We start from the raw sequence: 23,331 nt of genomic DNA, 5'->3' as shown, positions 1-23,331 counted from the left end.
CCGCTTCAGGTATGAGGCGGCTCTTTTCTTTTGTTTATTCCCACTCGATCGTACCGGGTGGTTTCGACGTCACGTCGTAGACGACGCGATTGATGCCGCGCACTTCGTTGATGATACGGGTCGCCGCACGTCCCAGGAATTCCATGTCATAGTGATAGAAGTCGGCGGTCATGCCGTCGACAGAGGTGACGGCGCGAAGCGCACAGACGAACTCATAGGTCCGGCCGTCGCCCATGACGCCGACGGTCTGGACCGGCAGCAGAACGGCGAACGCCTGCCAGATCGCATCATAGAGACCAGCCTTGCGAATCTCGTCGAGGTAGATGGCGTCGGCCTCGCGCAGGATGTCGAGCTTTTCGCGCGTCACGCCGCCAGGGCAGCGGATGGCAAGCCCCGGACCCGGGAAGGGGTGGCGGCCGATGAACGAGTCGGGCAGGCCGAGTTCCTTGCCGAGCACCCGCACTTCGTCCTTAAAGAGTTCGCGCAGAGGTTCGACGAGTTGCATGTTCATGCGCTCGGGCAGGCCGCCGACATTGTGGTGAGACTTGATCGTCACGGAAGGGCCGCCGGTGAAGGAGACGCTTTCGATGACGTCGGGGTAGAGCGTGCCCTGGCCGAGGAAATCGGCGCCGCCGAGTTTTCTGGCTTCTTCCTCGAAGGTCTCGATGAACAGACGGCCGATGATCTTGCGCTTGGTTTCCGGGTCGCTGACACCTTCCAGCTCGCCGACGAACCTGTCGACGGCGTCTACATGGATGAGGTGCAGGTTATAGTGTTCCTTGAACATGGCGACGACGTCGGCCGCCTCGTTCTTGCGCATAAGTCCATGGTCGACGAGGATGCAGGTCAACTGGTCGCCCACGGCCTCGTGAATCAGGAGTGCGGCAACCGACGAGTCGACGCCGCCCGAAAGCGCGCAGATGACACGCTTGTCGCCGACCTGATCCCGGATCGCTTGAACCGCCTTTGCGCGGTAGGCGGACATGGTCCAGTCGCCCTTGATGCCGGCAATCTTGTGCACGAAGTTTGCAATGAGCTTGGCGCCGTCAGGCGTGTGCACCACTTCCGGGTGGAACTGCACGGCGTAGTATTTGCGCTTCTCGTCGGCGATGAAGGCAAAGGGCGCGTTGGCCGAGGTTGCGACAACCTCGAAACCCGGCGGTATAGAGGTTACCCGGTCGCCGTGGCTCATCCAGACCTGGTGCCGGGAGCCGGCCGACCAGAGACCTTCGAACAGGGCGCAATCTTTGCCGATGTCGAGGAAGGCACGACCGAATTCGCGGTGGTGGCCGCTTTCGACCTTGCCGCCGAGCTGCGCGCACATCGCCTGCTGGCCATAGCAGATGCCGAACACCGGCACGCGGCTATCGAAGATCAACTGCGTTATGCGTGGGCTGCCCTCGTCGAGCGTCGACGCCGGGCTGCCCGACAGGATGACGGCCTTCGGCTTCATCCGCTTGAAGGCGGTGTCGGCGGTCTGAAACGGGGCGATTTCGCAGTAGACGCCCGCCTCGCGCACACGGCGCGCGATCAGCTGGGTTACCTGGCTGCCGAAATCGACGATGAGGACACTGTCTGGATGTGCTGGCTGGGTCATGGCGAGGCTTTAGTGAAAACCGATCCTTGTTTCAATCGAAGAATTGTCCCGATTGTCGGCCGCGCGGCCTACAGCCCGAATATGCCATCTTCAAGAGCTTCGAACAGGCTATCAAGAGCGAGAGCAAGCTTCTGATCGACGACATGGAGATATTGTCTCCAGTCATCGACATGCTTCAGGTCGTGGCGCCCGTCAGATATACCCCTAAGGCCGATCAGAGGCAGATTGAAGGCATGACAGGCGCGCAGCACCGCAAATGTCTCCATGTCGACCATGTCAGCGTCGATCGCCTTGTAAGTCTCTCCAGATACTATATTGGCGCCTGTCGACAACGTCGCGGCGGGAAGCTTCGGAATGCGCAGCGGCAGCTCGACAGATGCCGGCAGGTCGAGAAACGGGGTGTGACCCTTGGGAAAACCAAGCGGGGATGCGTCCATATCCCGGTAGGAGACGGCGCTCACCTGGTACACTTCCGTCTGTTCGAGGATGCTGGAGCCTGCCGAACCCAGCGATACGACCAGATGAGGCGGTTCCTTTTGTGCATCCAGCGCGGCGAGCGCGCGCGTCAGTTTGACGGCCGCCTCGACCGGGCCGACGCCGGTCATCAGCGGATCGATCCGCGACTTGAGGAAAGGGCCGTATTCTGCTTCGACGGCCATAACGAAGAGGATATCCTTGCCGCCGACGGATTTGATTTCGAACGTCATTCGCTGATCCCTTCGCGGCCTCGGATCACCATCAGCGTGCTCGTCATCGAGGCGATCAGTTTTGCGGGGCCATCGCTGACGGCGTAGCCACGGCCGTCGGCGACGATGATTGTCGAGCCCGGCTTGGTGATCTCGCCGCGAAACAGGAACCGCTCGCCACGTCCTGGCGACATGAGATTGACCTTGAATTCGATGGTCAGGATCGAGGCTTCCGGTTCGATCAGTGTGTAGGCGGCATAGCTGCAGGCACTGTCGAGTGCGGCGGAAATCACGCCGGCGTGGAGAATGCCGTGTTGTTGGGTGAGCTTCATATCGAAAGGCAACTCGATTTCGACCACGCCCGGGGTCACACGTGTCAATTCCGCACCGAGTGTGCGCATTGCGCCCTGACGCTCGAAGCTCCGGCTGATCCGCTCGTGGAAGTCGCCGTGGCCGTTGTCGATCATGATCTGCCCCTTTCGCGGCCGCGAAATTGGCACGCTGCCGAGACGGCTGCAAGATGCGCGGAACCAATCAGTTGAGGATCAGGATCGAAAGATTGAGAAGGGCCGCAAATCCGACCCAGGCGGCATAAGGCAGGAAGAGATAGGAGGCAGCACGGTCGATCCGCCGGGCAAGCACGATGAAAGCGATCACCGCCATCAACATGGAAAGCACCACCATCAGGCCAAGCGCCGGGCTTTGCAGCCTGAAGAAGGCCGGAGACCAGAGAAGGTTGAGGACAAGCTGGCCAAACCACACCTGCATCGCTGCGGAGGCCGGCGCTTTCAGCCACATCCGCGCACCGGCGATACCGATCATCACATAGAGTGCTGTCCATACGGGTCCGAACAGCCAGGCGGGCGGGTTGAAGAAGGGCTTCTCCAGCGTCGCGTACCAATCGCCGGGCGGATTGACCAGGCCGGAAAACATTCCCAGTCCGACGACGATTGCGATGAAGGCGATATAGGTCAGAATTGGTTTCATGGCGACAAGATAGGGCGTTCGACCTGATCTCCAAGGTCAAGCAGGCTGGGAAAGGCGGGCGATGTGCTGATCGAACGCGACGGGAAGATGCGCTGAGCCAAAATTACCGCGGTAGCTGGACACGACGAAATCGTGTCCGCCAGCGGCGATACCGGCCGCGTCGGGTAGACGCTTCCGTTCGATGACACGCCCGCTCTTGGCATCAAGTGTAACCGCGAGCCCGCCCTTCGGCGAGGTTGCGCCCACAAGTCCACGCTGCCGGTTGACGGCTATGGCTCCGACATAGTTGGCGAGGCCGGCGGTGATTTCATCCGGAAGATCGACGAACTGGAGATCTTCCCCTTTGGAAAAATGGCCGATGAGGGGCGGCAGGTCATTCCTTGGCCCTTCGTATTGGCAGGCGAACCAGATGGCACCGTTTGCAGCCAGAGAGATGTGGCGAGTGGAAAGCTGGCGCAGCCTGTCCGGAAGGGTATGCTTTTCGATCAGCCGCCCGTCGTTGGCGTCGATCAAGGCGAGCGATGGCTCCATCCGATCGAGATTGAGCTTTGTTCGACCGAACTCCGGCCTGGTTTCGATCCCGCCATTCGCGGCGATCAACATGGTGCCGTCGTCACTCACGGAAAGATCGTGCGTTCCGATCCCGTAGGCGTCGAACTCCGCTATGCGCCGAAAGCCGTCATCAGCGTCATAAACGCCGATGACGCCGCGATTGCCCTCGAAATCGTTCTCGCTGGCATAGAGACGGCGCCCATCCGGCGAAAAACAGCCATGGCCATAGAAGTGACGCCCATCGACGGATGTGAGGATGACGGGGTTTGTGCGCTCGTGGCTGTCAATGGCCATGGCAAACGTGCCGGGCCGACGCGCAAACGCGACGGTCATTCCAGTAGTCACGCTATAACAGAGGCCATGAACGCGACCGGGAAGGTCGATCTGTGCCACGAACGCGCCCTGCTCGCTCATAAGGGCAAGCCCGAACGTGCCGTCGGGTGCGCGATATCCGGACGCGTAGACGGCGTCGCTGCGCTCCAGCGCGAAGGCACCCCGGGCGGACAGTGTTGAGGCGAAAGCAACACCCGCCGCTCTCATGAAGCTGCGCCGGTCGATCAAGGCTCCCCTCACCATCGTCAGTCTCCGTCAGAAAAGGAGAAGCCCGCTCCAAGGCCGATCGCGCCGCCATAGCCATCGTTGAGACGGACGATGAGATCGCGACTGTTGAGCAGCAGAAAGTCGAGCTTGGCGCGCGGCTTTTCTGCCGAGACGGCCTGGTCGACGGCGGGATCGATATCCTGGCTGATGCGGATCAGGGATTTCAGCACGAAGTCGATCGAGGTGACGATCGACCGGACGCCGGGATCCAGCAAATCGGCCATTCCGGCACCTTTGAGCAGCATGTCCAGGCCCGTGAGGTTTTCCGAGATCGAGACGAATGTCAGGCCAGATCGCCAGTAGATCGCCTGTTTCGGAAAGGCGGCCGCATCCGGGCCCCTGTAGAAGGTCTCCAGTCGCTGGTCCCGGATCGCTTCCGCGCCATGGACCAGAACGCCGAGCAGCCCGGTCACCGCTTCCCTTGCGTCCCGGTAGACCGGGTTATCAGGTCCGGGCGCTTTCCATGCCGCCGATACTCCCTGCGGATCGTCCCAGGCGGTCGTCAGCTCGGAGCCGAGGCGCACGAGATTGCCGGCAATCGCCTTCCCGTAGCGGCAGCGATAGCTGTCGGGCGTCCCAGTCAGTTCCTCGTTGCCGGTGCCGTAAAGGATAAATTCGAGGGCGCCGAGGCCCTGCATGGCAACGCTCTTGTCTTTGAGCGTCTCGACCGAGGTCGTCGTCTCGTCATTCTTGGCAAGTGCTGCCTGCACCTGCTTGAGGCCGGTGCTTTTGCGGTCGGGGTAGAATAGGATGCGCTCGAAACGGTTTTGTTCGATCACGGGCCCGACACGCACGATCTCGATGCGCGACCAGGACCGGACGGTTTCCTCGAAGCCTTGCCGGGCCTTGCCGAGTGTTTCATCGTCGGGCGTGGCGCAAAGGGCGGCCATATCCGTCTCGAGGATCCGCGCCGACTCGAGGAAGGCGTGGTAGCCGGGCCTGATGAAGCCGTCGACCGCTTTCTCCATGACGCCAGGTACGGCCGTCTCGTCGAGCGAGGGGACAAAGGCATCTCCTTCCTGCGCTACGGCCGGAAGCGCCAGCAGGATACCGGCCAGCAGAGCAAAGGATCGTTTCGGAAAGGGCCACATCAGAGGGACTCCAGAAATGAGATGAGGTTTGCACGCGTGCTGGTGTCCATAAGGGCGAAGGCATCGCGGGCAGCCTGGGCTTCCCCACCGTGCCAGAGGATGGCCTCGACAAGGTTGCGGGCTCTGCCGTCATGCAGGAAGAACGTATGGCCATTGACCCGGTCGGTCAAACCGATGCCCCAGAGCGGCGGGGTGCGCCATTCGCGGCCGCTTGCATCCCCGACCTGCTGGCCGTCGGCGAGACCCTCGCCCATGTCGTGCAGCAGAAGATCGGTATAGGGCCAGATTAGTTGAAAGGCATGGGCCTTGTTGTCCGCCCGCCGGCTGGTGACATATTTGGGCGTGTGGCAGCTGATGCAGCCAGCCCTGTAAAAGGCGGCCTTCCCCGCCAGGACGCTGTCATTGTCGACATTGCGCCGGGCAGGAACGGCAAGGTTCTCGGAGTAGAACGTGACGAGGTCCAGAACGGGATCGGGAGCCTCGGTGTCTCCAAGGCGGGTTTGCACGCCGTTCGGCATCGCCAGACAGGCTGACTGCGCATCGGTGCAGTCGCCGAAGTGGCGGGGCGCATCGGGGCTCGATATGCCGATATCGTCGGCGAAGGCGCTGGCGCTCTGATCCCGAACGGATGCGTTCTGCGCCTTCCAGCCGAAGCGGCCGAGTTTGAGTTCGCCACTTCGATGATCGCGGGCCCGCGCGGCCCGCCCTGAGATGCCGTCTCCGTCCACGTCCTCCGGGTCGGCTTTGGCAAGGATGTCGCTCTCCGCGATCGCCTGCAGCAGTCCCATACCGATCATCGGATTGGCGATCCGAGGCGACAGCGTCGTGTCTTCGCCAATTGGACCGTAGCCGAGGTTGGAGACACCATAGCTTGGCCTTCTGAGGGAGACGACCGAGCAATCGCCTAACGTAACGGCGACCTCCTCGTAGCGGATCGTCATCTCGCCTTCGGATGCAAGGCCGGGTACGGCCATATCCTGGAATTGGCTGCCATAGACCGCGTCCGGGAAGTTCACGACATCGAGATTGTCGAGCGCCTGTCGTTCCGCTTCGGTTCGCGCTGGACGGGCAAGACGCAGGAACATCGATGTGGCGTCGGCGCCACCTTCCGGTGGATGCCCGCGGCCGTCCTTCAAATGGCAATTCTGGCAGGCCCGTGCATTGAACAACGGTCCGAGACCGTCTGAGGCCTGAGTGGAGGAGGGGGAGGAGACCCACAGCTTGCGAAAGAGCGCGTTGCCGAGCTTGAAAGTCTCTTCTTCCGCAAAGGTGATATTGGTCGAAAAGTGCGAAAACGCGTCGCTGCTCAGTGGATGCCGCGAGGTACCGGCACCGCCCTGCATGAGTTCGAAGGCTTCCGGTTTGCTGAAATCGGTGGTCGGCCGTGTTACGCGTTCGACGCGTGCTGCGTCCCTGGGCGTGAGATCGCTCCGGTGCTCCAGGGGCTCGGCCCCTATGGCTGAAGGAACGAAAAGCGATCCGGCCAGAAGCAACACAAGGCGGTGGCAGAGGATGCCGGTCATGTGAAGTGTCGGGCTGCCGGATCGCACCGGCAGCCCGCCTTTTTTCTTATTGGAAGACCGCCTCAGGATTATCAAGGCTGTCGGAACCTTCAAGCTCGATCGTGCCAAGGTCCAGCGACGCAATGACGCGTTCGATGGTCTTGGTCTGGTCGATCAGGCCATCGATGGCTGCCTGAACGGTGGCGTTGCCTTCCGCATTGCCTTCGCCGATCATCTGGTCATAGGCCTCGACGGTCTCGGCACGATTTGCCATCGCGTTCATCGCGTCCAGGGTTTTCGTCAGCTTGGCCTTCATTTCCGTATCGAGGGCAGCATCTTTTGCCGCGACAAGTTCGGAGAGCGACGGTCCGGTCATCTTCGAGCCGTCGGCGCGAACATATTCACCCGTATAGGCCGACTGGATGCCAACGGCATCGTTGAGATGCGAGGCATGCGTGTTGTCGGAGAAGCAATCGTGCTCCTCCTCAGGATCGTGCAGCAGGACGCCGAGCTTCATGCGCTCGCCGGCGAGCTCGCCGTAGGAAAGCGAGCCCATGCCCGTAAGAATCGCACTGATCCCGGCTTTCGGATCCTCGGTCACGGCCTTGGTCGCCTCACCTTCGGGCTGCCAGGCTGCGACCATTTCTTCCAGGTCGGAAACCAGAAGCTCCGAAGCGGCCTTCAGATAGGCGGCACGTCGATCGCAATTGCCACCAGTGCAGTTGGTCGTGTCGAAATCCGTGTAGGGTCTCGCGCCGGCGCCCGGGCCGGTGCCGTTGAGATCCTGACCCCAGAGCAGAAATTCGATGGCGTGGTAGCCTGTGGCGACATTCGCCTCGATCTCACCGGCCTCGTGAAGCGTTTCCGAGAGCAGTTCCGGAGTGATCTTCGAGGCATCGACGTCCTGGCCGTTGATCTTGATGGCCGGGTTGGCGATCACATTCGCGACGTAGAGCGTGTTCTGGTCGCTCTCCGTTCCGTAAGAAGCGTCGACGTAATCGATCAGGCCTTCGTCGAGCGGCCAGGCGTTTACCTTGCCTTCCCAGTCGTCGACGATCGGGTTGCCGAAGCGATAGACTTCCGACTGCTGGTAAGGTACGCGGGCCGCGATCCAGGCAGCCTTCGCGGCCCCCAGCGTTTCAGCGCTCGGCGCGGCGATCAGGGCGTCTATGGCAGCATCGAGGGACTTGGCCGTGGCCAGGGAGTCCTCGTATTTCGCCTGCGCCATGGCGGCATAATGCTTCACCACGGCATCGGGCGTCGTTTCGGCACGCGCCGGCGCGGCGAACACCACGGTCGCCGCGAGAAGCGCCAGGGTTGCGCGGACACTGCTTTTCCGGATCATGATCTCTCCTTCGACGCCGGAGCGTCACTGCGTTGAATGGCAGCCCTACTTGGAGCAAAAAGAAAGTAGTGTCAAATATTCCAGTATAGCGACGTTTCGTATGGACTTCCGTCAAATTCGTCGACGGGATCGCCTAAGCCCGCCGGCGCATGCGGCAGAAGAAAAAGCCATCCGTGCCCGTTCGCGCGGGGGTAAGGGTCAGGCAACCATCCTTGCTGGAATAGGGTTGGCGCGCGTTCGGCCCGAAAAGCTTACCCCAGCTTTCTTCGGCGGAGACGATTTCGAAGTCGCTGTTTCGAGTACAGAATTCGCGAACCTGTTGTCCGTTTTCCTCCGGTAGGACGGAACAGGTGACGTAGATCAGGTCACCACCGGGTCGGACATACCTGGATGCTTCCGCAAGCGCTTCGGCCTGCTGGCCGGTTCGCTCCTGCAGATTGCGGGCAGTCAGCCGCCACTTGGTATCGGGCCGGCGGCGCCAGGTACCCGTTCCCGTGCAGGGAGCGTCGACAAGGACCTTGTCTAGGCGTCCTTCAAGCGGCGCCAGAGCCTTGGCCTTGTCGTGAACCTGTACGTTGTGCGTTCCGGCGCGCTTGAGACGTTCGATGATCGGAGCAAGCCGCTTGCTGTCCGCGTCGAAGGCGTGCACCTGCCCCTTGTTTTCCATCGCGGCGGCCATTGCCAGCGTCTTCCCGCCGCCGCCGGCGCAAAAGTCGAGAACTTTCTCGCCCGGGGTCACGCAGGTGAGGTCTGCCACAATCTGCGAGCCCTCGTCCTGAACTTCGAACCAGCCCTTCTGGAAGGAGAGTTCAGCGGTAACGTTAGGGAGGCGGGAAGGACCTTCTCCAGCCGGTATGCGCATGCCGAAACGCGCGATCGGCGCCGGTTGGGCGCCCGTGTCATGGAGCGCCTTCAAGACCTTGTCCCGGCCTGCCTTCAGCGTGTTGACACGAAGGTCGAGCGTCGGGCGTGTGGCAAGGGCCTGAGCCTCGGAAAGCCAGTCGCTTCCGAACTCCGCCTGGAACGACGGCAGAAGCCATTCAGGGATATCCGCCTGGATATGCGGTGCCGCTTCGCCGAGTGTGCGCTGGAAGAAGGCTCCACCGGTGAGCGCCAAGGGCATGGCCGGCGCGTAGTTGTCGCCGTCCAGCGCCGCGGCGAGCGTATCGTAGGAATAACCCCATTGGCGGATGAGAACGGCATAGCCCAGTGCGAGAGGACTGTCGTCATCCATAAGCCAGGCATGGGACAGTTTCATGCGAAGGGCATCGTAGACGATGTTGCCGATGGCGGCCCGATCGCCGGAACCCGCGAAGCGGTGCGACAGGCCCCAGTCCTTCAGGGCATCGGCGACAGGGCGCCTGCGGGCTTCGATATCGCCCAGGACTTCGATTGCTCCGGCCAGTCGTCCGCCCAGTCGCATGGATCACGCACTCCTTGTCAAAGCTCGCGTCCTAAAGCCGAAAAGGCTCCATAGCAAGGGAGCCTTCAGTAGAGCCTCAGCCGAGGATTTCGTAGCAGACCTTCGCATGACCCGAACGGACCATGCCGATATTCTGCGCGGCCGCCTTCGAGAGGTCCAGAACACGGCCGCGGATGAACGGGCCACGGTCGTTGATGCGAACCACCACGCTTCGTCCGTTATTCTGGTTGGTCACCTTCACCTTCGTCCCGAAGCGCAGGGTCTTGTGGGCCGCTGTCATGAGCGCCGGGTTCATACGTTCACCCGAAGCAGTCTTTGAGTGAAGGGCATACCAGGAAGCGCCGCCACAGGACGTTGCTGCCGATGCACTGTGGCTGATGCCTGCGGAAGCCAAGACAATCGTCACAGCGGTCAACATGAATTTCCGGATATTCGCCAATTCGTCTTCCTTCATCCTTGCGAGGAGCTTAATTTTGCAAGGTTCGGCTTGAATCGGTCGAAAAGTGGCAAAAACGTGCTAAACGCGATCACGACATATTACAGGATGTAACATTCGTGATAATCACGGGTGTGACTCGCAATGTCCGAATGAACAATATGGCGGACAAAAGAGCTGAAATTTCAGGCAGAAAACCGCAACTGAGATTAGGTTTCCGCGAACAGTGCCTGTTCACGAAAAAAATCGCGCCGATTTTGAAGGTTAATCAAAAAAAGGCGGTGAAACGACCCTGAATAAGAGGAAAATCTTCCTCCGCATCCTTCCGGGTGGCGAGGGGGACGGGCCGTTAGGTTGGATGCGGAGGAAGATTTCAGGCTTAAAACGCGGCCTGCTGCGGTTTGTTCCAATTTTTTTTCACCCACATGTCCGCGAGCGATTGCCGGTAGTTCGGGTGAGTGAACTCGAAGCCCATAGCTTTCAGCCGGGCGTTCGAGACCCGTTTGTTTTCGCCATAGAAAGATCGCGCCATTGGGCTGAGCTCGGCGCTTTCGAAGTCCTGCTCCGGAGGAGGCTCGATGCCCATCAGCCGCGCAGCTTCGGCAACCACATCCTGCGGGGGCGCAGGTTCGTCATCGGTGACATTGATGATGCCGTCGTAAAGCCGCTGCGCGAGAAAAGCCGTCGCGGTCGCGATGTCTTCCACGCGGATTCTGTTGAAGACCTGATCCTTCTTGACCAGACGACGCGCGGTGCCGTTGGCAAGGTTCACGAAGCCGTTTCGCCCGGGCCCGTAAATGCCCGACAATCGCAGGATCGACAGCGGAATCCTCTGCCCTGCGGCCAGCGTTTGCCAGGCCTGCTCAGCCTCGACGCGCTCGACCGAGCGATCCGAGACAGGCCGGCAGGCCGTGTCCTCGTCGACCCAGGCGCCTTGATGGTCGCCGTAGACGCCCACGGTCGATAGATAGGCGATCCATTGGAGGCGGGGCAGAAATCTCTTCGGCTCGTTGCCAAAGAGGCGGATAAGCGGGTCGCCGTCCCGGCCCGGTGCGATCGACTGCACGAGATGCGTCGCGTCCTTCATCTCCTCAAGCAACTGATCGCCGATCAGCGCACCGTCAAAAACAACCGGACTTATCCCGGCTTCGGTCAGCGGCCTGAACCTGCTCGCTGACCGCGTGGTACCGACGACCGGAATACCTTGCGCTGCAAAGAGCGCGCCGATTGCGGTGCCGGAATAGCCCGCGCCAAAGATAGCCACCTTCATGTGCTGTGTTCCTCTATAGTCCACTCGTCCCTCACCATCCCATCTTCGTCCTCGCCCCGGCTTTGTCGAAGATCGTCCCACTCGGACGCTGGCAACAAACATCGCAAGGCCCAGACGGCTGCCCCACGCACCAGAGGCGAAGCATCGTCGAGCAGCGCCAGGCAGGCAGGTGCGAACGCACTTTGTCCTGAGTTGCCGGCGGCGATCAGAACGTTCCGGATGAAGCGGTCGCGCCCGATACGCTTGACGGGCGAGCCGGAGAAGAAACTCCGGAACGCTTTATCGTCAAGCGTGAGAAGGAAAGCGATATCCGGCGCCTCCAGATCGGGTCGAGCCCGCAGTTTCAATTCCCGTGCGGCCTGGGCGAATTTGTTCCACGGACAGGCCGCCAGACAGTCGTCGCAGCCGTAGATCCGGTTGCCAAGATGCGGGCGGAGTGCCTTGTCGATCGGACCCTTGTGTTCGATCGTGAAATAGGAAATGCAGCGCCTGGCGTCGATCTGGTAGGGGGCGGGAAACGCATCCGTGGGGCAGGCATCGAGGCAGGCTCGGCAGGAGCCGCAATGATCAACCTCCGGCTCGTCGAAAACGAGGTCCGCGGTGGTGAAAAGGCTGCCCAGAAAGAGCCAGGATCCAAACTCGCGACTCAGGAGATTGGTGTGCTTTCCCTGCCAGCCGATCCCTGCCGCCGCCGCGAGCGGCTTTTCCATCACCGGCGCCGTGTCGACGAAAACCTTCACGTCGGCACCGGTTCGCGCAGCAAAACGGGTCGCGATTTCCTTGAGCTTCCCCTTGATCACATCATGGTAGTCGCGATTGCGGGCATAGACGGAAATGGCCGCCTTTTCCGGATGCTCCTGCAGCGCCCTGGGATCGTTGTCCGGGCCATAGTTCATCCCGAAGAGCACAATGGAACGGACATCCGGCCAAAGCAGCCGCGGATCGGCACGCCGTTCCCGCGTTTCGTACATCCAGGTCATGGTGCCATGGCGGCCCGCCTCGAGAAATGCCTGAAGATGGGCCGGTGCATCTGGAATGCTGTCCGGGTGGGTAATCCGGCAGATGTCGAAGCCTGCCGCGGTCGCCTCGCTTTTCATGAGCGAGGTCAGGCGGTCACGAGTGGTGTCGCTCGCCTCGGACGGGGGCAATGGCGACATGTCCCCCTCCGTTAGAAGTCCAGATCCGCGTAATGGGACACCGGGGTCAGGCCGCGGATGCGTTCGGTCAACAGCGGGCGGAAGGACGGTCGCGACTTGAGGCGCTGGTACCAGTCCTTTGCCACGGGCGCCTCGGTCCACTCAATTTCCCCGAGATAATCGAGGACGGAGACGGAAGCGCCGGCTGCGAGATCGGCGTAGCTCAGCCGGTCGCCGGCGAGCCACGGCCGGGAGCCCGCGAGCCACGAGAGATATTTCAGGTGCTGGCGGATATTGCCGCGCGCCGTCCTCAGGACCTTGGAATCGGGCGCTCCTCCCCCGAGTGTCGGTGGCATCTGGAGCTTGTGGACCCGCTCGCGCACAAGAGGCCGGGTCACGTCCTGCTCCATCTTGTGCAGGAACCATTCCGTCAGTCTCCGGATTTCGGCACGTTGGAAAGGGTCTTCGGCGAACAGGCGACGGTCCCGCTTGAGAACGCCGTGGGTTTCGTCAATGAATTCGGAGATGACGAAGGCACCTGCAAGCACCCTCATGCTGTCATCAACATAGACAGGTAATGTGCCGGCGGGATTGAGCGACAGGAATTCCCGCCTCATTTCCCAGGTTTGCTCTTCCACGAGCTCGGCTTGAAAGCCGTATTCCGAGAGGACGAGCCGAATGAACCGTGACGCCGCGGACATCGGGTGGTGATACAAGGTGGGCATGACAACTCGAATTCGATCTTCTTTTGCCATCAACAGGCGTTACTGTCGCGGCGCCGCTGGCAATCGTTGCGGCATCCAAGCTATAGGTGCTCCTACCTCCCAATACAAGCGAATCGCGCCCTCCCGGCGGTTCGTACCCCAGCCCAAAGAGGAAGAAACATGGAAGACCAGTCGATTGTCAGTGCGCTGATTCTTGGCCTGATTGAAGGCTTGACCGAGTTCATACCGGTTTCATCGACGGCCCACGTGTTGCTCGCCGGTCACTTCTTGGGCTTTGAATCGCCCGGGAACACCTTTGCGGTCCTGATCCAGCTCGGTGCGATCCTGGCGATCCTCACGGTCTACACGGCAAAACTCCTGCAAGTCGCGCTGTCTTTGCCAACTGACCCGAAGAGCCGTCGCTTCGTGCTGTCGGTACTGGTCGGCTTTTTGCCCGCAGCGGTGATCGGCGCACTGGCGCACGGCTTCATCAAGTCCGTGCTCTTCGAGACGCCGATGCTGATCTGCGTCGTCCTGATACTCGGCGGTCTGGTCCTGCTCTGGATCGACAGAGTGAAACTGGAGCCGAAATACACCGACGCGATGGATTATCCGCTGTCGCTTGCCTTCAAGATCGGCCTTTGCCAGTGCGTCGCGATGATCCCGGGAACGTCCCGTTCTGGAGCAACCATCGTCGGTGCGCTTCTGCTCGGAGCGGACAAGCGGTCAGCCGCCGAGTTCTCATTTTTTCTGGCCATGCCGACCATGGCAGGCGCCTTTGCGCTCGACCTGTACAAGAACCGGTCGGCTCTGACCTTCGACGACGGCGCAATCATTGCCATCGGCTTTGTCGCTGCCTTCGTTTCCGCGCTTCTCGTCGTTCGTTCACTCCTGAACTTCGTCTCGAAACGCGGCTACGCACCATTTGCGTGGTGGCGAATTGCTGTTGGTTTTGTTGGGCTAATCGCCCTGCTGGCGGGACTTTAATCCCGCCTTTCCCCAGCGCTCAATTGGCCGGCGCAATGGATGCGGTCGAGCAGGGATCTACCCCGTAGGCGGGGGCGCAGCCCTTTTTGGCGGCGACTGTCGTCGGCGCCACGAAGGACCCTGCGATGATGACCAGAGCCGCACACGCAAAAAAGAGTGCGATTGACTTGCCCATGTGCGATTGACCCTCAAGTTCTGATGAAGGCCCGATCGACAGGAGTGCCGACGGCCCGATTGTGTCGCGCTGTTTACGCATTGCTAACGAAAACATCAATAGCGTTTCTTGTTGAATCCGGCGTTAACGCAGCGCTGTATGCGGCTGCGTCTTTCCTGCAACGCACTACCCGTTGAGAAGGTTCCGACAGGCGGTCAGGCGGCCTTGCCGGAGCCGGTATATTGGCCGTGGGGGCGATACTGCACGAGGTAGGATGGCAGTATGGAAGCCAGCATTGTCGGCTGGATGCCGATGCCCTGCAGCGTCCTTCCTTCCTTGACCGCAGCCTCTGATACGACGTTGTCGCTCTTCAGAAGAGTAACCTGATCGCTTGTCAGAGGCGGATCGACGAATGGCACGAGGGAGGCAACGCTGCCAATCAACGAGGCGACGCCGAACGGCAGCGGCAACAGCGGTTTGCGCCGGTTGGTGGTTTCGAGCATCATCTCGAGACACTGCTTGAAGGTCAGAACTTCGCGCCCGCCCAGTTCGTAAATGCCCGGCGCCACGAGACCGTCAACGGACCGTGCGACGGCTTCCGCGACATCTTCGACGAAGACCGGCTGGAATTTCGTCTTCCCGCCGCCGACGAGCGGCAAGAAGGGCGCTATGCGTGCCATGCCCGCAAACTTATTGAAGAAGCCGTCTTCCGGTCCGAAGATGATCGACGGCCGCAGGATGACGGCATCCGGTTTCGTCGCCAGGATGGCGTCCTCTGCCCGACCTTTGCTGGCCGCATAAAGGGATTGCGACTTTGCGTTTGCGCCGATGGCGGACACATGGGTGAGGGTGGCGCCGGCGGTTCGTGCGGCTTCCGCCACGGCCCGCGCACCGAAATCCTGTACCGCGTCAAAACGGTTGCGGCCGCTTTCGAACAGAATGCCGACGCAGTTGACCACATGATCCGCGCCACGCACGGCGGCATCGATAGACGACCGGTAGCGGAGATTGGCCTGGACGAAGGAAATCTGGCCTACGTTTCCAAGCGGCTGCAGAAAGCCGGCAAGGTCCGGTCGGCGCACCGCCACCCGGATCCGGTACCCGCGCTTTGCCAGAGCCCGGACCACATGACGCCCGACGAAGCCCGACCCGCCGAAAACAGTGACGAGCGGCGGAAGATTGGACAAGGTCATGGCAAGATCCCCGGTGTTGGAAGGCAGGAAGGCTCTACTCGCCGCTTCTTAGCCGAATCCCGGATCGAGGTGAAGCGGAAAGGCGGCGCAGCGACGCTTTGTCAGACGCCCTCGACGACCAGGATCTCGCCATCGGCAACCTCCTGCCGGATCTTGGCGGCGATTTGATATTCAGGTGAGTTGTAGCAGTCGACCGCAGCCTGAAGCGACGGAAATTCAACGACGACATTACGCGCCCTGGCTGGCCCTTCTAGGACTTCGACCTTGCCGCCACGCGCTAGAAAGTTCGCGCCATATTTTTCGAAGGCTGGCTTGGCCGCAGCAACGTAGTCCTTGTAGCGCTCGGTGTCGCGGACATCGACTCGCGCGATCCAGTAACCCTTGGCCATGTCGTCCTCTCCGTTTTTTTATGGTCGACGCGGTTTTGGGATAAATCACCTGTGCGGTCAAGATCGTTCATCCCGGAGTTAGATTTGAACCGATAGAGTGCGAATCAGATCGATTGCGTCCATGGAGAACCCATTGAAAACCCTGACCGCACCCTCCACCCTTCCTCTGATGCTGTTGGCATGCGCAGCGGCGATCGCATCCTATGTCGGCTTCCCAACCGACGCGAAAGCCGAGGCTTGCGACGCGGCTTTTTACGACAAGCTGCGCAGCCCGCCGAAGGGCAAGGATGACCGTGTCGTCGTCAAGTGCGACATCAAGCTGAAACCCGAGGATGTCATCACGCGTAAGCTGGTTTTCGCGGGCGAGGCAGCGTCGGGACTGACGCTCGATTGCCGCGGCGCGACGCTCGGCAGTACCAAGCTCAAATATGGGGGCAGCGCCCCAACGCTACTTGTGAGGTCGCAAAAGCTGAAGGATGGCTCCGGCTGGAGTGTTCCTCGCGACATAACCATCAGGAACTGCAAGATTATCGGAAATGTCCGTCTAACCGGTCTCGGGCCGAACGGCGAAGCGGAGGAAGTCCGGAAATCGTCTCTCAAACGAAACCATACGGCAAACGCCCAGTCCAAGGCGCCGTCTGGCATAGTTCTGGACAGGATCACGCTGACTTCGACCGGAGGGATTCCGCTTTATTTCGGGCCGGGTGTCACGCGGTCCTCGGTCCTCGATTCGACATTCCGCGGCAAATCCTCGAAGACCGCCATCTACCTTGACGCCGAGTCTGCCGAAAACGTCATCTCTGGCAATCGTTTCGCAATGAAAGTCGGCCGGGAGATGATCGCGATCGACGGCTCGGCACGAAATGTGATTTCTGGAAATACCTTTGAAAATCCTGAAAAGGGTGGCGTGTTCGTCTATCGCAACTGCGGTGAAGGCGGAACCATCCGCCACCAGGAGCCGCGCAACAATCGCATTGTCGACAACCGCTTCATCTACAAGTCTAGCTTTATTGCCTACCCGGCGATCTGGTTGAACCAGCGCGATGTCGGCAAATGGTATTGCGAACCCAATCCCAAATACCCCTTCGGCAGCAGCCTGGATCCGCGAGACCGGGCGATCGACAATGTGGTCGGCGGTAACAGTTTCGAGGGCGCCCTGTCGCCGATGGTGGTGAATACAGAGCGGAAATGAACGGGTGAAACGGTGCAAGCCGGTGCTAGAGAACCTCCGCCATTTCGGCAAGAATATCGAGTGCGGCTTGTTTCGGATCGGCGGCTTTGACGATCGGACGGGCCACCACCAAGTGGCTCGATCCCGAACGCAGGGCTTCGGAAGGGGTCATAACGCGTTTCTGGTCGCCTTTCTCGGCTCCGGCCGGCCGGATGCCGGGCGTTACCACCGCGAGGTCCGGACCGATAATGCGACGCACGGCCGAAGCTTCTTCCGCGGAGCACACGATCCCGCCCATGCCGGCCGCCAATGCCTGTTCGGCCCGCCGTAGAACCAGCGTGTGCGGATCGTATTCATAACCGGCGTCCAAGAGGTCCTGCTCGTCCATCGACGTCAGCACGGTAACCCCTAGCAGGCAGAGGCCGGAACCTTCCGCCGCCGATACCGCCGCTTTCATGGCTTTCGGATAGGCATGCAGGGTCAGCATGGTCATGCCCATTTTGACGATGTTCTCGACGGCTGACGCGACCGTATTGTCGATGTCCAGGAGTTTCATGTCGAGAAACACCTGCTTGCCGTCCCGCGCGAGATCACGGGCAAATTCAAGGCCGCCCGCGAACGCTAGCTGGTAACCGATCTTGTAGAAGCCCACCGCGTTTCCGAGTGTGGATACGATCGCCTCGGCTTCGCCGACAGTCGGCAGGTCGAGCCCGACGATCAGTCTGTTCTTCACGGCCATTTGTCGTTCTCCCGCCAGTTCTCGATGGGGGTCCAGTCGCACGAGAGGGAACGGTCCGCAAGGGAAAATGCGAAGAGATTGCCGCCGCCCCCAGGTTGATCGTGAGCACGGGAAATCGGAACGCCGGCCAGGTGGCATTTCAACAGGGTGCCGACCGCGCCATGGCCAACGAAGGCAATCGGGTGAGAGGCATCGTGGTTGTCGAGGACCGACATGACCTCGCCGACGATACGGCTCTGTGCATCGGCGGCGCTTTCCCAGCCGTGGAAGCTCTTGTCAGGATTGGCAAAGAACCAGTCGGCAGCCTCCTCGAATTCCGGCGGCGCTAGAAAGCCGGTCGCCGACCGATCATTCTCATGCATTGCTTCCACGATCTCGACGTTGATGCCGGTCACCGACGCCAGGATCTCCGCCGTTTCTATCGCCTTGGTTTCCGCGCTGGACACAATACGACGCAGTCGGCCCACCCACGGACGGTCCTTGATGGTGTTCGCGCGCGCCGCGCCAACCTCGGAAAGGCCCCATAGCGGGACCGGCACGGTCGGATCAATCCGGACCTGCGGATGGGTGATGTAGAGGGCGAACATCAGAAAACCTTAGCCGCGACGGTAAATCCACAACTGCGCGGGCGGGATATTGCGCACGATAAAGTCGAAGTGCTGGATGTGGTAGCTGCCGGGCTTCGCCACCACGGGCGACACCGGACCATAGGTAATCTGCACGACCGGTCGTCCGGCCGGGATACGGTCCAGAAGCGACTCGAGCAACTCGACCCTCCGCGGCATCGGAAAGCTGAGAAGCGGCACGGCCGAAATGACGCTGTCGAACATCTGATCGTGACGCGTCCCCAGCGTCTTCTCGAGATCGAAAGCATCGCCGTGAATGAAGTTGACGCCCGGATAGCTATCGACGAGATGCTGGTAGAAGTCGGCCGAATATTCGATCGATACGAGGTTCTCCGGCTTGATACCTTTGGCGAGAATCGCCTTCGTTATCACGCCCGTACCGGGACCGAGTTCAAGAACGGGAAGACCCGAACGGGTGTCGATCACGCTCGCCATCTTCCGGGCGGTGACAGAAGAAGTCGGAACAATGGCGCCAACTTGCTTGGGCCCCTGCATCATGCCCTTGAAGAAACGGATTTCCTCATCGAACTTTTTTTCGAACCGTTCCTTCAGGCGAAGCGCCATTGCTCTCTCCCTACCTTGACCAGCGGTTCATCCGCGTAAGGCAATGTTGGCCTTGTTTGTCGCAAAAACAAGACCAAATGGCGCTGGGCGACAACTTTATGCCGGCATTAGTTACACGCGCATCGGCATCAGCACGTAAAGCGCATCGTCGCCGGCGGTGTCGCGGATCAGGGTCGGCGAGCCGGCGTCCGCAAGCATGAAGATCGCGTCGTCTCCCGAAAGCTGGGCGGTAATGTCGAGCAGATACTTGGCGTTGAAGCCGATTTCCATTGCGTCGCTCTCGTACCCCACGGCAACTTCTTCGGTCGCGCTTCCGGAGTCAGGGTTATTGACGGTTAGGATAAGGTGTCCGTCGCTGAGAGCCAGCTTCACCGCGCGACCGCGCTCGGAAGAAATGGTCGACACGCGATCGACGGCCTGGGCAAAGGTCTGGCAATCGACGCGCATTTCCTTGTCATTGGCGGTGGGTATCACCCGCTGGTAGTCCGGGAACGTGCCATCGATCAGCTTCGAGGTGATCACCACCGAACCGATGGTGAAGCGGATCTTTGCGTCCGAGAGTTCGATGGTGATGACCAGATCCGGGTTGTCGATGAGCTTCTGCAGTTCGCCCACCGTCTTGCGTGGGATGATGATCCCCGGCATTCCTTCGGACCCGGATGGGGCCTCGACATCGGCACGTGCGAGACGGTGGCCGTCCGTCGCGACGGCGCGCAGCTTCAGCGCATTCTGGCTTTCAATCGTGTGTAGGAAGATACCATTGAGATAGTACCGCGTTTCCTCGGTCGAGATCGCGAACTGCGTGCGGTCGATCAGCATCTTGAGATCGCTGGCTTTCAGCTTGAAGGAGTGGCTGAAGCTGCCGGCAGTCAGATCCGGGAAATCGGCTTCCGGCAGGCACTGCAGCGAAAACTTGGATCGTCCGGATGCGACCGTCATGGATGACCCGTCCGGATTGGTCGACAGCAGGACTTCCGATCCATCCGAAAGCTTGCGCACGATTTCGTAGAGAAGATGCGCCGGTACGGTCGTTGCGCCAGCCTGTTCGACCATGGCCGGCGTCGCCTCGGTGATTTCGAGGTCGAGGTCCGTTGCCTTCATGTCAAGCTGCGCACCTTCTGCCCGAAGCAACACGTTCGACAGGATCGGGATGGTGTTGCGGCGCTCGACCACCCGATGCACGTGATTGAGCGACTTGAGAAGATTGGACCGTTCAAGAGTAATACGCATGAATGCTACCGCTTTCGACCTGAGCGGACCCACGGACGCGGGGCCTCGAATATTGCTGCCGGCCCATCCCGGCCGGACGATGTGGACGGGCAAAATGCCAGCAATTCCCTGAGAATTGCAAGGGCCTCGCTTTCGCCGCATGCCTGAAACAGACAATTCTCCCGCCTATGCACAGAGGATGGCGGCCTTGCGTCGCGCATGACCCTCCAGCATAAAGGACTGAAGCTGCCCGGGACGATTGAAGTGAGTGTAACAGAAGACAAAGACGAGCGGCCCGCCGCTGCCCGGACTTATCGGGTAAACGACGTGGCCGTGGCCGCGCGCCCGATAGAAACAGCCCTTTATCTGGTGGCGACGCCGATCGGGAACCTCGGCGATATCACGCTGCGCGCATTGGAAACTCTGGCCGCAGCCGATGTGCTCGCCTGCGAGGATACGCGCGTCACGAGGGTTCTGCTCGATCGCTACGGCATCGCAACCCGGCCTTATGCCTACCACGAACACAATGCGGACGAGGTTGGCCCGAGGTTGATCGAGGCGCTCTCCGCTGGCAAATCCGTGGCGCTCGTGTCCGACGCCGGCACGCCATTGGTTTCTGATCCGGGCTACAGGCTTGGGCAGCTCGCAATCGAAGCTGGATACCGCGTCGTGCCAATACCCGGCGCCTCCGCGCCGCTGGCAGCACTGGTTGGCTCCGGCCTTTCCAATGATACGTTTCTGTTTGCCGGCTTCCTTCCGACCAAGGACAAGGCGAGGCGCGACCGCCTGGAGGAACTGCGGCAGGTGCCCGGCACGCTGATCTTCTTCGACTCGCCCCATCGCATCGGCGCGACGCTGTCGGCCGCCGCCGACGTCCTGGGTGGAGAGCGCCGCGCCGCCGTGTGCCGCGAACTAACGAAGACGTTCGAGGAGTTTCGGCGCGATACTCTTGCACAATTGGCGGTGGATTATGCGGACAGGACGGTCAAGGGCGAGATTGTCCTGGTGATCGCTCCGCCGGATCCGCCACTGCCACCCGGCGAAAAGGACGTCGACGAACTGCTTCGTCGTCTTTCGTCCGACTTGTCGGTCGGAAAGGCGGCCTCCGAGGCTGCCCGACAGACCGGGCTGCCGCGGCGGGACCTTTATCAGCGGCTGATCGAGCTGAAGGATGATCATGCAGGCGGTCGATAACGGCGGACGGCGACGACGGGCAGAGCGGTGGGGCCACCTCGCCGAGTGGCTCGGAGCGCTTTTCCTGTTGTCGCGGGGCTACCGCATCCTGGCGCTGCGCTACAAGACGGGCCTCGGAGAAATCGATCTCGTGGTTCGCAAGGGCAATGTGATCGCCTTCGTCGAGGTGAAATCCCGTCGAACCCTGCAGGCCGCTGTGGATGCCGTGAACGAACCGACGAAGCGGCGGATCCGCGCTGCGAGTGACCTCTGGATCAGCCGGCGCCGCGACGCCCATCTCCTCGCACGCCGCTATGACATTCTGGCGATCAGGGCGTGGCGGCTGCCTGTTCACTTCAAGGATGCATTTTGACTTGGCACCGCCGTTCCGGCCGCGGCCGGGAATGTAATTTTTCTGTCACGAAAGTGTAATTCGGCCGTCACGCGACATGGCTATTGCCTCCGTGCCCCAACACTGGCGGAGAGGATTTTTCCCATGTTCAAGACTTTTTCCATGGCCGCGCTGGCCCTGTCCATGACCGCATCGACCACGCTTGCCGCGACCAACATCACCTGGTGGCATGGCATGGGTGGCCGTAACGGCGAAGTCATCAACGAAGTTTCCCAGAAGTTCAACGAATCGCAGAGCGAATGCGTTCTGACCCCGGTTTCCAAGGGCACTTACGAAGAAGCCTTGTCTGCCGGTATCGCCGCCTTCCGGTCGGGCGAACAGCCCAACATCCTGCAGGTGTTCGACGCCGGCGCGGCGACGATCATCAACGCCAAGGGCGCGACCATCCCTGCCGAGGACCTGATCAAGAACGCCGGGTTCGAATTCGATCGCGAAGCCTTCATCGAGGGCGTTCGCTATTTCTATGCTGATTCCGAAGGCAAGTTCGTCGGCATGCCGTTCAACTCGTCGGCGCCGATCATGTACATCAACACCGAAGCTCTCCAGAAGGCCGGTGTCGAGGCTCCCAAGACCTGGGAAGAGTTTGAAGCGATCGCGCCCAAGCTCAAGGAAGCCGGCTATACCCCCCTGGTGCAGGCTCAGCTCACCTGGCAGTTCACCGAGAACTTCTTCTCCCGTCATAACCTGCAGTTCGCCTCGAACAACAACGGCTATGACAGCGTCGTCGATACGACCATCAACGTCACCGACCCGAACCACGTCATGATGTACGAAAAGCTGAAGGAGTGGTACGACGCCGGCTACTTCGGTTACTATGGCGCCGGATGGAGCGACAACCAGAAGCCGTTCGAGGAAGGCAAGGTCGCCCTCTGGATCGGTTCGTCCGGCTCGTTCGGTGGTCTCCAGAAGACCGCGACGATGCCCTTCTCGGCAACCTTCCTGCCCTACTGGAAGTCGGTTCATCCGGAAGGCGTCCATACCTTCATCGGCGGCGCTGCCCTCTTCGCGATGGCCGGCAAGTCTGAAGCCGAGAACACCTGCACGGCGTCCTTCTTCCAGTTCCTGACCTCGCCGGAACTGCAGAAGTTCTACCACCAGGCCACCGGTTATGTCGCCATCACCAAGGCTGCCTATGAGCTTGCCAAGTCCGAAGGCTACTACGAGAAGACCCCGGTTGCCGAGGTTGGCATCCAGCAGCTTTCGCTGCCGGGCGCCGAGTGGGACAAGGGCTACCGCATGGGCTTCTACCCGCAGATCCGTTCGGTGATGGAGCGCGAATACAACCGCATCTTCGCCGGCGAGACCACGCCGAAGGAAGCCATGGAAACCATCAAGAAGGAAGCCGACGAGCTGCTCGCCCGCTTCGCCAAGACCGCCGGCTGATA

At 60.8% G+C, this 23,331-nt stretch carries 24 protein-coding genes; 5 read left to right on the top strand and 19 right to left on the bottom strand.

Annotated features, from left to right (window positions below; translation table 11 throughout):
* Window positions 1-34 precede the first annotated feature (34 nt).
* The 13 genes from guaA to J5J10_RS16635 form a co-directional block, all read right to left on the bottom strand.
* Window positions 35-1,597, bottom strand: a complete 1,563-nt coding sequence (guaA, locus tag J5J10_RS16695; RefSeq protein ID WP_211930716.1) for a glutamine-hydrolyzing GMP synthase — start codon at window positions 1,595-1,597, stop codon at window positions 35-37.
* 68 nt (window positions 1,598-1,665) lie between these two features.
* A complete protein-coding gene (locus J5J10_RS16690; RefSeq protein WP_208548233.1) occupies window positions 1,666-2,304 on the bottom strand; it encodes a 5'-methylthioadenosine/S-adenosylhomocysteine nucleosidase in 639 nt (212 codons plus the stop codon).
* Window positions 2,301-2,750, bottom strand: coding sequence for a PaaI family thioesterase (locus tag J5J10_RS16685; RefSeq protein ID WP_208548234.1), 450 nt, complete (start codon window positions 2,748-2,750; stop codon window positions 2,301-2,303). Before J5J10_RS16685 ends, J5J10_RS16690 begins: the two co-directional genes overlap by 4 nt.
* A 67-nt stretch (window positions 2,751-2,817) precedes the next feature.
* Window positions 2,818-3,270 carry a TspO/MBR family protein gene (locus J5J10_RS16680; RefSeq protein ID WP_211930715.1) on the bottom strand — a complete coding sequence of 151 codons (453 nt, stop codon included), beginning with the start codon at window positions 3,268-3,270 and terminating at the stop codon, window positions 2,818-2,820.
* Between the two features lie 36 nt (window positions 3,271-3,306).
* On the bottom strand, window positions 3,307-4,398 hold the full coding sequence (locus tag J5J10_RS16675; RefSeq protein ID WP_211930714.1) for a DUF1513 domain-containing protein: 1,092 nt from the start codon (window positions 4,396-4,398) through the stop codon (window positions 3,307-3,309).
* A gap of 2 nt (window positions 4,399-4,400) precedes the next feature.
* A complete protein-coding gene (locus J5J10_RS16670) occupies window positions 4,401-5,513 on the bottom strand; it encodes an imelysin family protein (protein WP_208548237.1) in 1,113 nt (370 codons plus the stop codon).
* Window positions 5,513-7,036 carry a di-heme oxidoredictase family protein gene (locus J5J10_RS16665; RefSeq protein ID WP_211930713.1) on the bottom strand — a complete coding sequence of 508 codons (1,524 nt, stop codon included), beginning with the start codon at window positions 7,034-7,036 and terminating at the stop codon, window positions 5,513-5,515. The genes J5J10_RS16670 and J5J10_RS16665 overlap by 1 nt, the downstream gene beginning before the upstream one ends.
* Before the next feature lie 46 nt (window positions 7,037-7,082).
* The gene (locus J5J10_RS16660) at window positions 7,083-8,357 is read right to left on the bottom strand and encodes an imelysin family protein (protein WP_211931276.1); all 1,275 of its coding nucleotides are present in this window, start codon (window positions 8,355-8,357) and stop codon (window positions 7,083-7,085) included.
* 136 nt (window positions 8,358-8,493) lie between these two features.
* Window positions 8,494-9,783 (bottom strand): RsmB/NOP family class I SAM-dependent RNA methyltransferase, encoded by a 1,290-nt coding sequence (locus J5J10_RS16655; protein WP_211930712.1) that lies wholly within the window; start codon window positions 9,781-9,783, stop codon window positions 8,494-8,496.
* 76 nt (window positions 9,784-9,859) lie between these two features.
* Window positions 9,860-10,222 carry a septal ring lytic transglycosylase RlpA family protein gene (locus tag J5J10_RS16650; RefSeq protein ID WP_246745780.1) on the bottom strand — a complete coding sequence of 121 codons (363 nt, stop codon included), beginning with the start codon at window positions 10,220-10,222 and terminating at the stop codon, window positions 9,860-9,862.
* Between the two features lie 376 nt (window positions 10,223-10,598).
* Window positions 10,599-11,489: an SDR family oxidoreductase gene (locus tag J5J10_RS16645; protein ID WP_211931275.1), complete on the bottom strand. Its 891-nt coding sequence runs from the start codon at window positions 11,487-11,489 to the stop codon at window positions 10,599-10,601.
* Window positions 11,486-12,646: a tRNA epoxyqueuosine(34) reductase QueG gene (queG, locus tag J5J10_RS16640; protein WP_211930711.1), complete on the bottom strand. Its 1,161-nt coding sequence runs from the start codon at window positions 12,644-12,646 to the stop codon at window positions 11,486-11,488. The genes J5J10_RS16645 and queG overlap by 4 nt, the downstream gene beginning before the upstream one ends.
* Before the next feature lie 11 nt (window positions 12,647-12,657).
* Window positions 12,658-13,350, bottom strand: a complete 693-nt coding sequence (locus J5J10_RS16635; protein WP_208548242.1) for a glutathione S-transferase family protein — start codon at window positions 13,348-13,350, stop codon at window positions 12,658-12,660.
* A 159-nt stretch (window positions 13,351-13,509) separates the two neighbouring features.
* On the opposite strand from J5J10_RS16635, the gene J5J10_RS16630 reads away from it, so the two are divergent.
* The gene (locus tag J5J10_RS16630) at window positions 13,510-14,316 is read left to right on the top strand and encodes an undecaprenyl-diphosphate phosphatase (protein ID WP_208548243.1); all 807 of its coding nucleotides are present in this window, start codon (window positions 13,510-13,512) and stop codon (window positions 14,314-14,316) included.
* Window positions 14,317-14,685: 369 nt separating this feature from the next.
* Here J5J10_RS16630 and J5J10_RS16625 read toward each other — a convergent pair whose 3' ends face one another.
* Window positions 14,686-15,663: a complex I NDUFA9 subunit family protein gene (locus tag J5J10_RS16625; protein ID WP_211930710.1), complete on the bottom strand. Its 978-nt coding sequence runs from the start codon at window positions 15,661-15,663 to the stop codon at window positions 14,686-14,688.
* Between the two features lie 101 nt (window positions 15,664-15,764).
* Window positions 15,765-16,052: a DUF1330 domain-containing protein gene (locus J5J10_RS16620; RefSeq protein ID WP_208548245.1), complete on the bottom strand. Its 288-nt coding sequence runs from the start codon at window positions 16,050-16,052 to the stop codon at window positions 15,765-15,767.
* Window positions 16,053-16,185: 133 nt separating this feature from the next.
* Between J5J10_RS16620 and J5J10_RS16615 the strand changes: the two genes are divergently transcribed.
* Window positions 16,186-17,244 (top strand): right-handed parallel beta-helix repeat-containing protein, encoded by a 1,059-nt coding sequence (locus tag J5J10_RS16615; RefSeq protein WP_211930709.1) that lies wholly within the window; start codon window positions 16,186-16,188, stop codon window positions 17,242-17,244.
* A 25-nt stretch (window positions 17,245-17,269) separates the two neighbouring features.
* Here J5J10_RS16615 and pyrF read toward each other — a convergent pair whose 3' ends face one another.
* The 4 genes from pyrF to dnaN form a co-directional block, all read right to left on the bottom strand.
* A complete protein-coding gene (gene pyrF, locus J5J10_RS16610) occupies window positions 17,270-17,962 on the bottom strand; it encodes an orotidine-5'-phosphate decarboxylase (RefSeq protein WP_211930708.1) in 693 nt (230 codons plus the stop codon).
* Window positions 17,953-18,549, bottom strand: a complete 597-nt coding sequence (locus J5J10_RS16605) for a histidine phosphatase family protein (RefSeq protein WP_211930707.1) — start codon at window positions 18,547-18,549, stop codon at window positions 17,953-17,955. The genes pyrF and J5J10_RS16605 overlap by 10 nt, the downstream gene beginning before the upstream one ends.
* Window positions 18,550-18,558: 9 nt before the next feature.
* Window positions 18,559-19,152, bottom strand: a complete 594-nt coding sequence (gene pmtA / locus J5J10_RS16600; protein WP_208548249.1) for a phospholipid N-methyltransferase PmtA — start codon at window positions 19,150-19,152, stop codon at window positions 18,559-18,561.
* A 111-nt stretch (window positions 19,153-19,263) separates the two neighbouring features.
* A complete protein-coding gene (gene dnaN, locus J5J10_RS16595; protein WP_208548250.1) occupies window positions 19,264-20,382 on the bottom strand; it encodes a DNA polymerase III subunit beta in 1,119 nt (372 codons plus the stop codon).
* Window positions 20,383-20,625: 243 nt separating this feature from the next.
* Here dnaN and rsmI point away from each other — a divergent pair, with 243 nt between their 5' ends.
* From rsmI to J5J10_RS16580, 3 genes are all read left to right on the top strand, one after another.
* On the top strand, window positions 20,626-21,555 hold the full coding sequence (rsmI, locus tag J5J10_RS16590) for a 16S rRNA (cytidine(1402)-2'-O)-methyltransferase (protein WP_349252076.1): 930 nt from the start codon (window positions 20,626-20,628) through the stop codon (window positions 21,553-21,555).
* A complete protein-coding gene (locus J5J10_RS16585) occupies window positions 21,539-21,907 on the top strand; it encodes a YraN family protein (protein ID WP_208548252.1) in 369 nt (122 codons plus the stop codon). Before rsmI ends, J5J10_RS16585 begins: the two co-directional genes overlap by 17 nt.
* A gap of 123 nt (window positions 21,908-22,030) precedes the next feature.
* The gene (locus tag J5J10_RS16580) at window positions 22,031-23,329 is read left to right on the top strand and encodes an extracellular solute-binding protein (RefSeq protein WP_208548253.1); all 1,299 of its coding nucleotides are present in this window, start codon (window positions 22,031-22,033) and stop codon (window positions 23,327-23,329) included.
* The last annotated feature ends 2 nt before the right edge of the window (window positions 23,330-23,331 follow it).

Source organism: Ciceribacter sp. L1K23, from assembly GCF_018122705.1.
Lineage (GTDB): Bacteria > Pseudomonadota > Alphaproteobacteria > Rhizobiales > Rhizobiaceae > Allorhizobium.
Note: the sequence above shows the minus strand (reverse complement) of the source record. Positions and strands in the feature narration are given on the sequence as shown.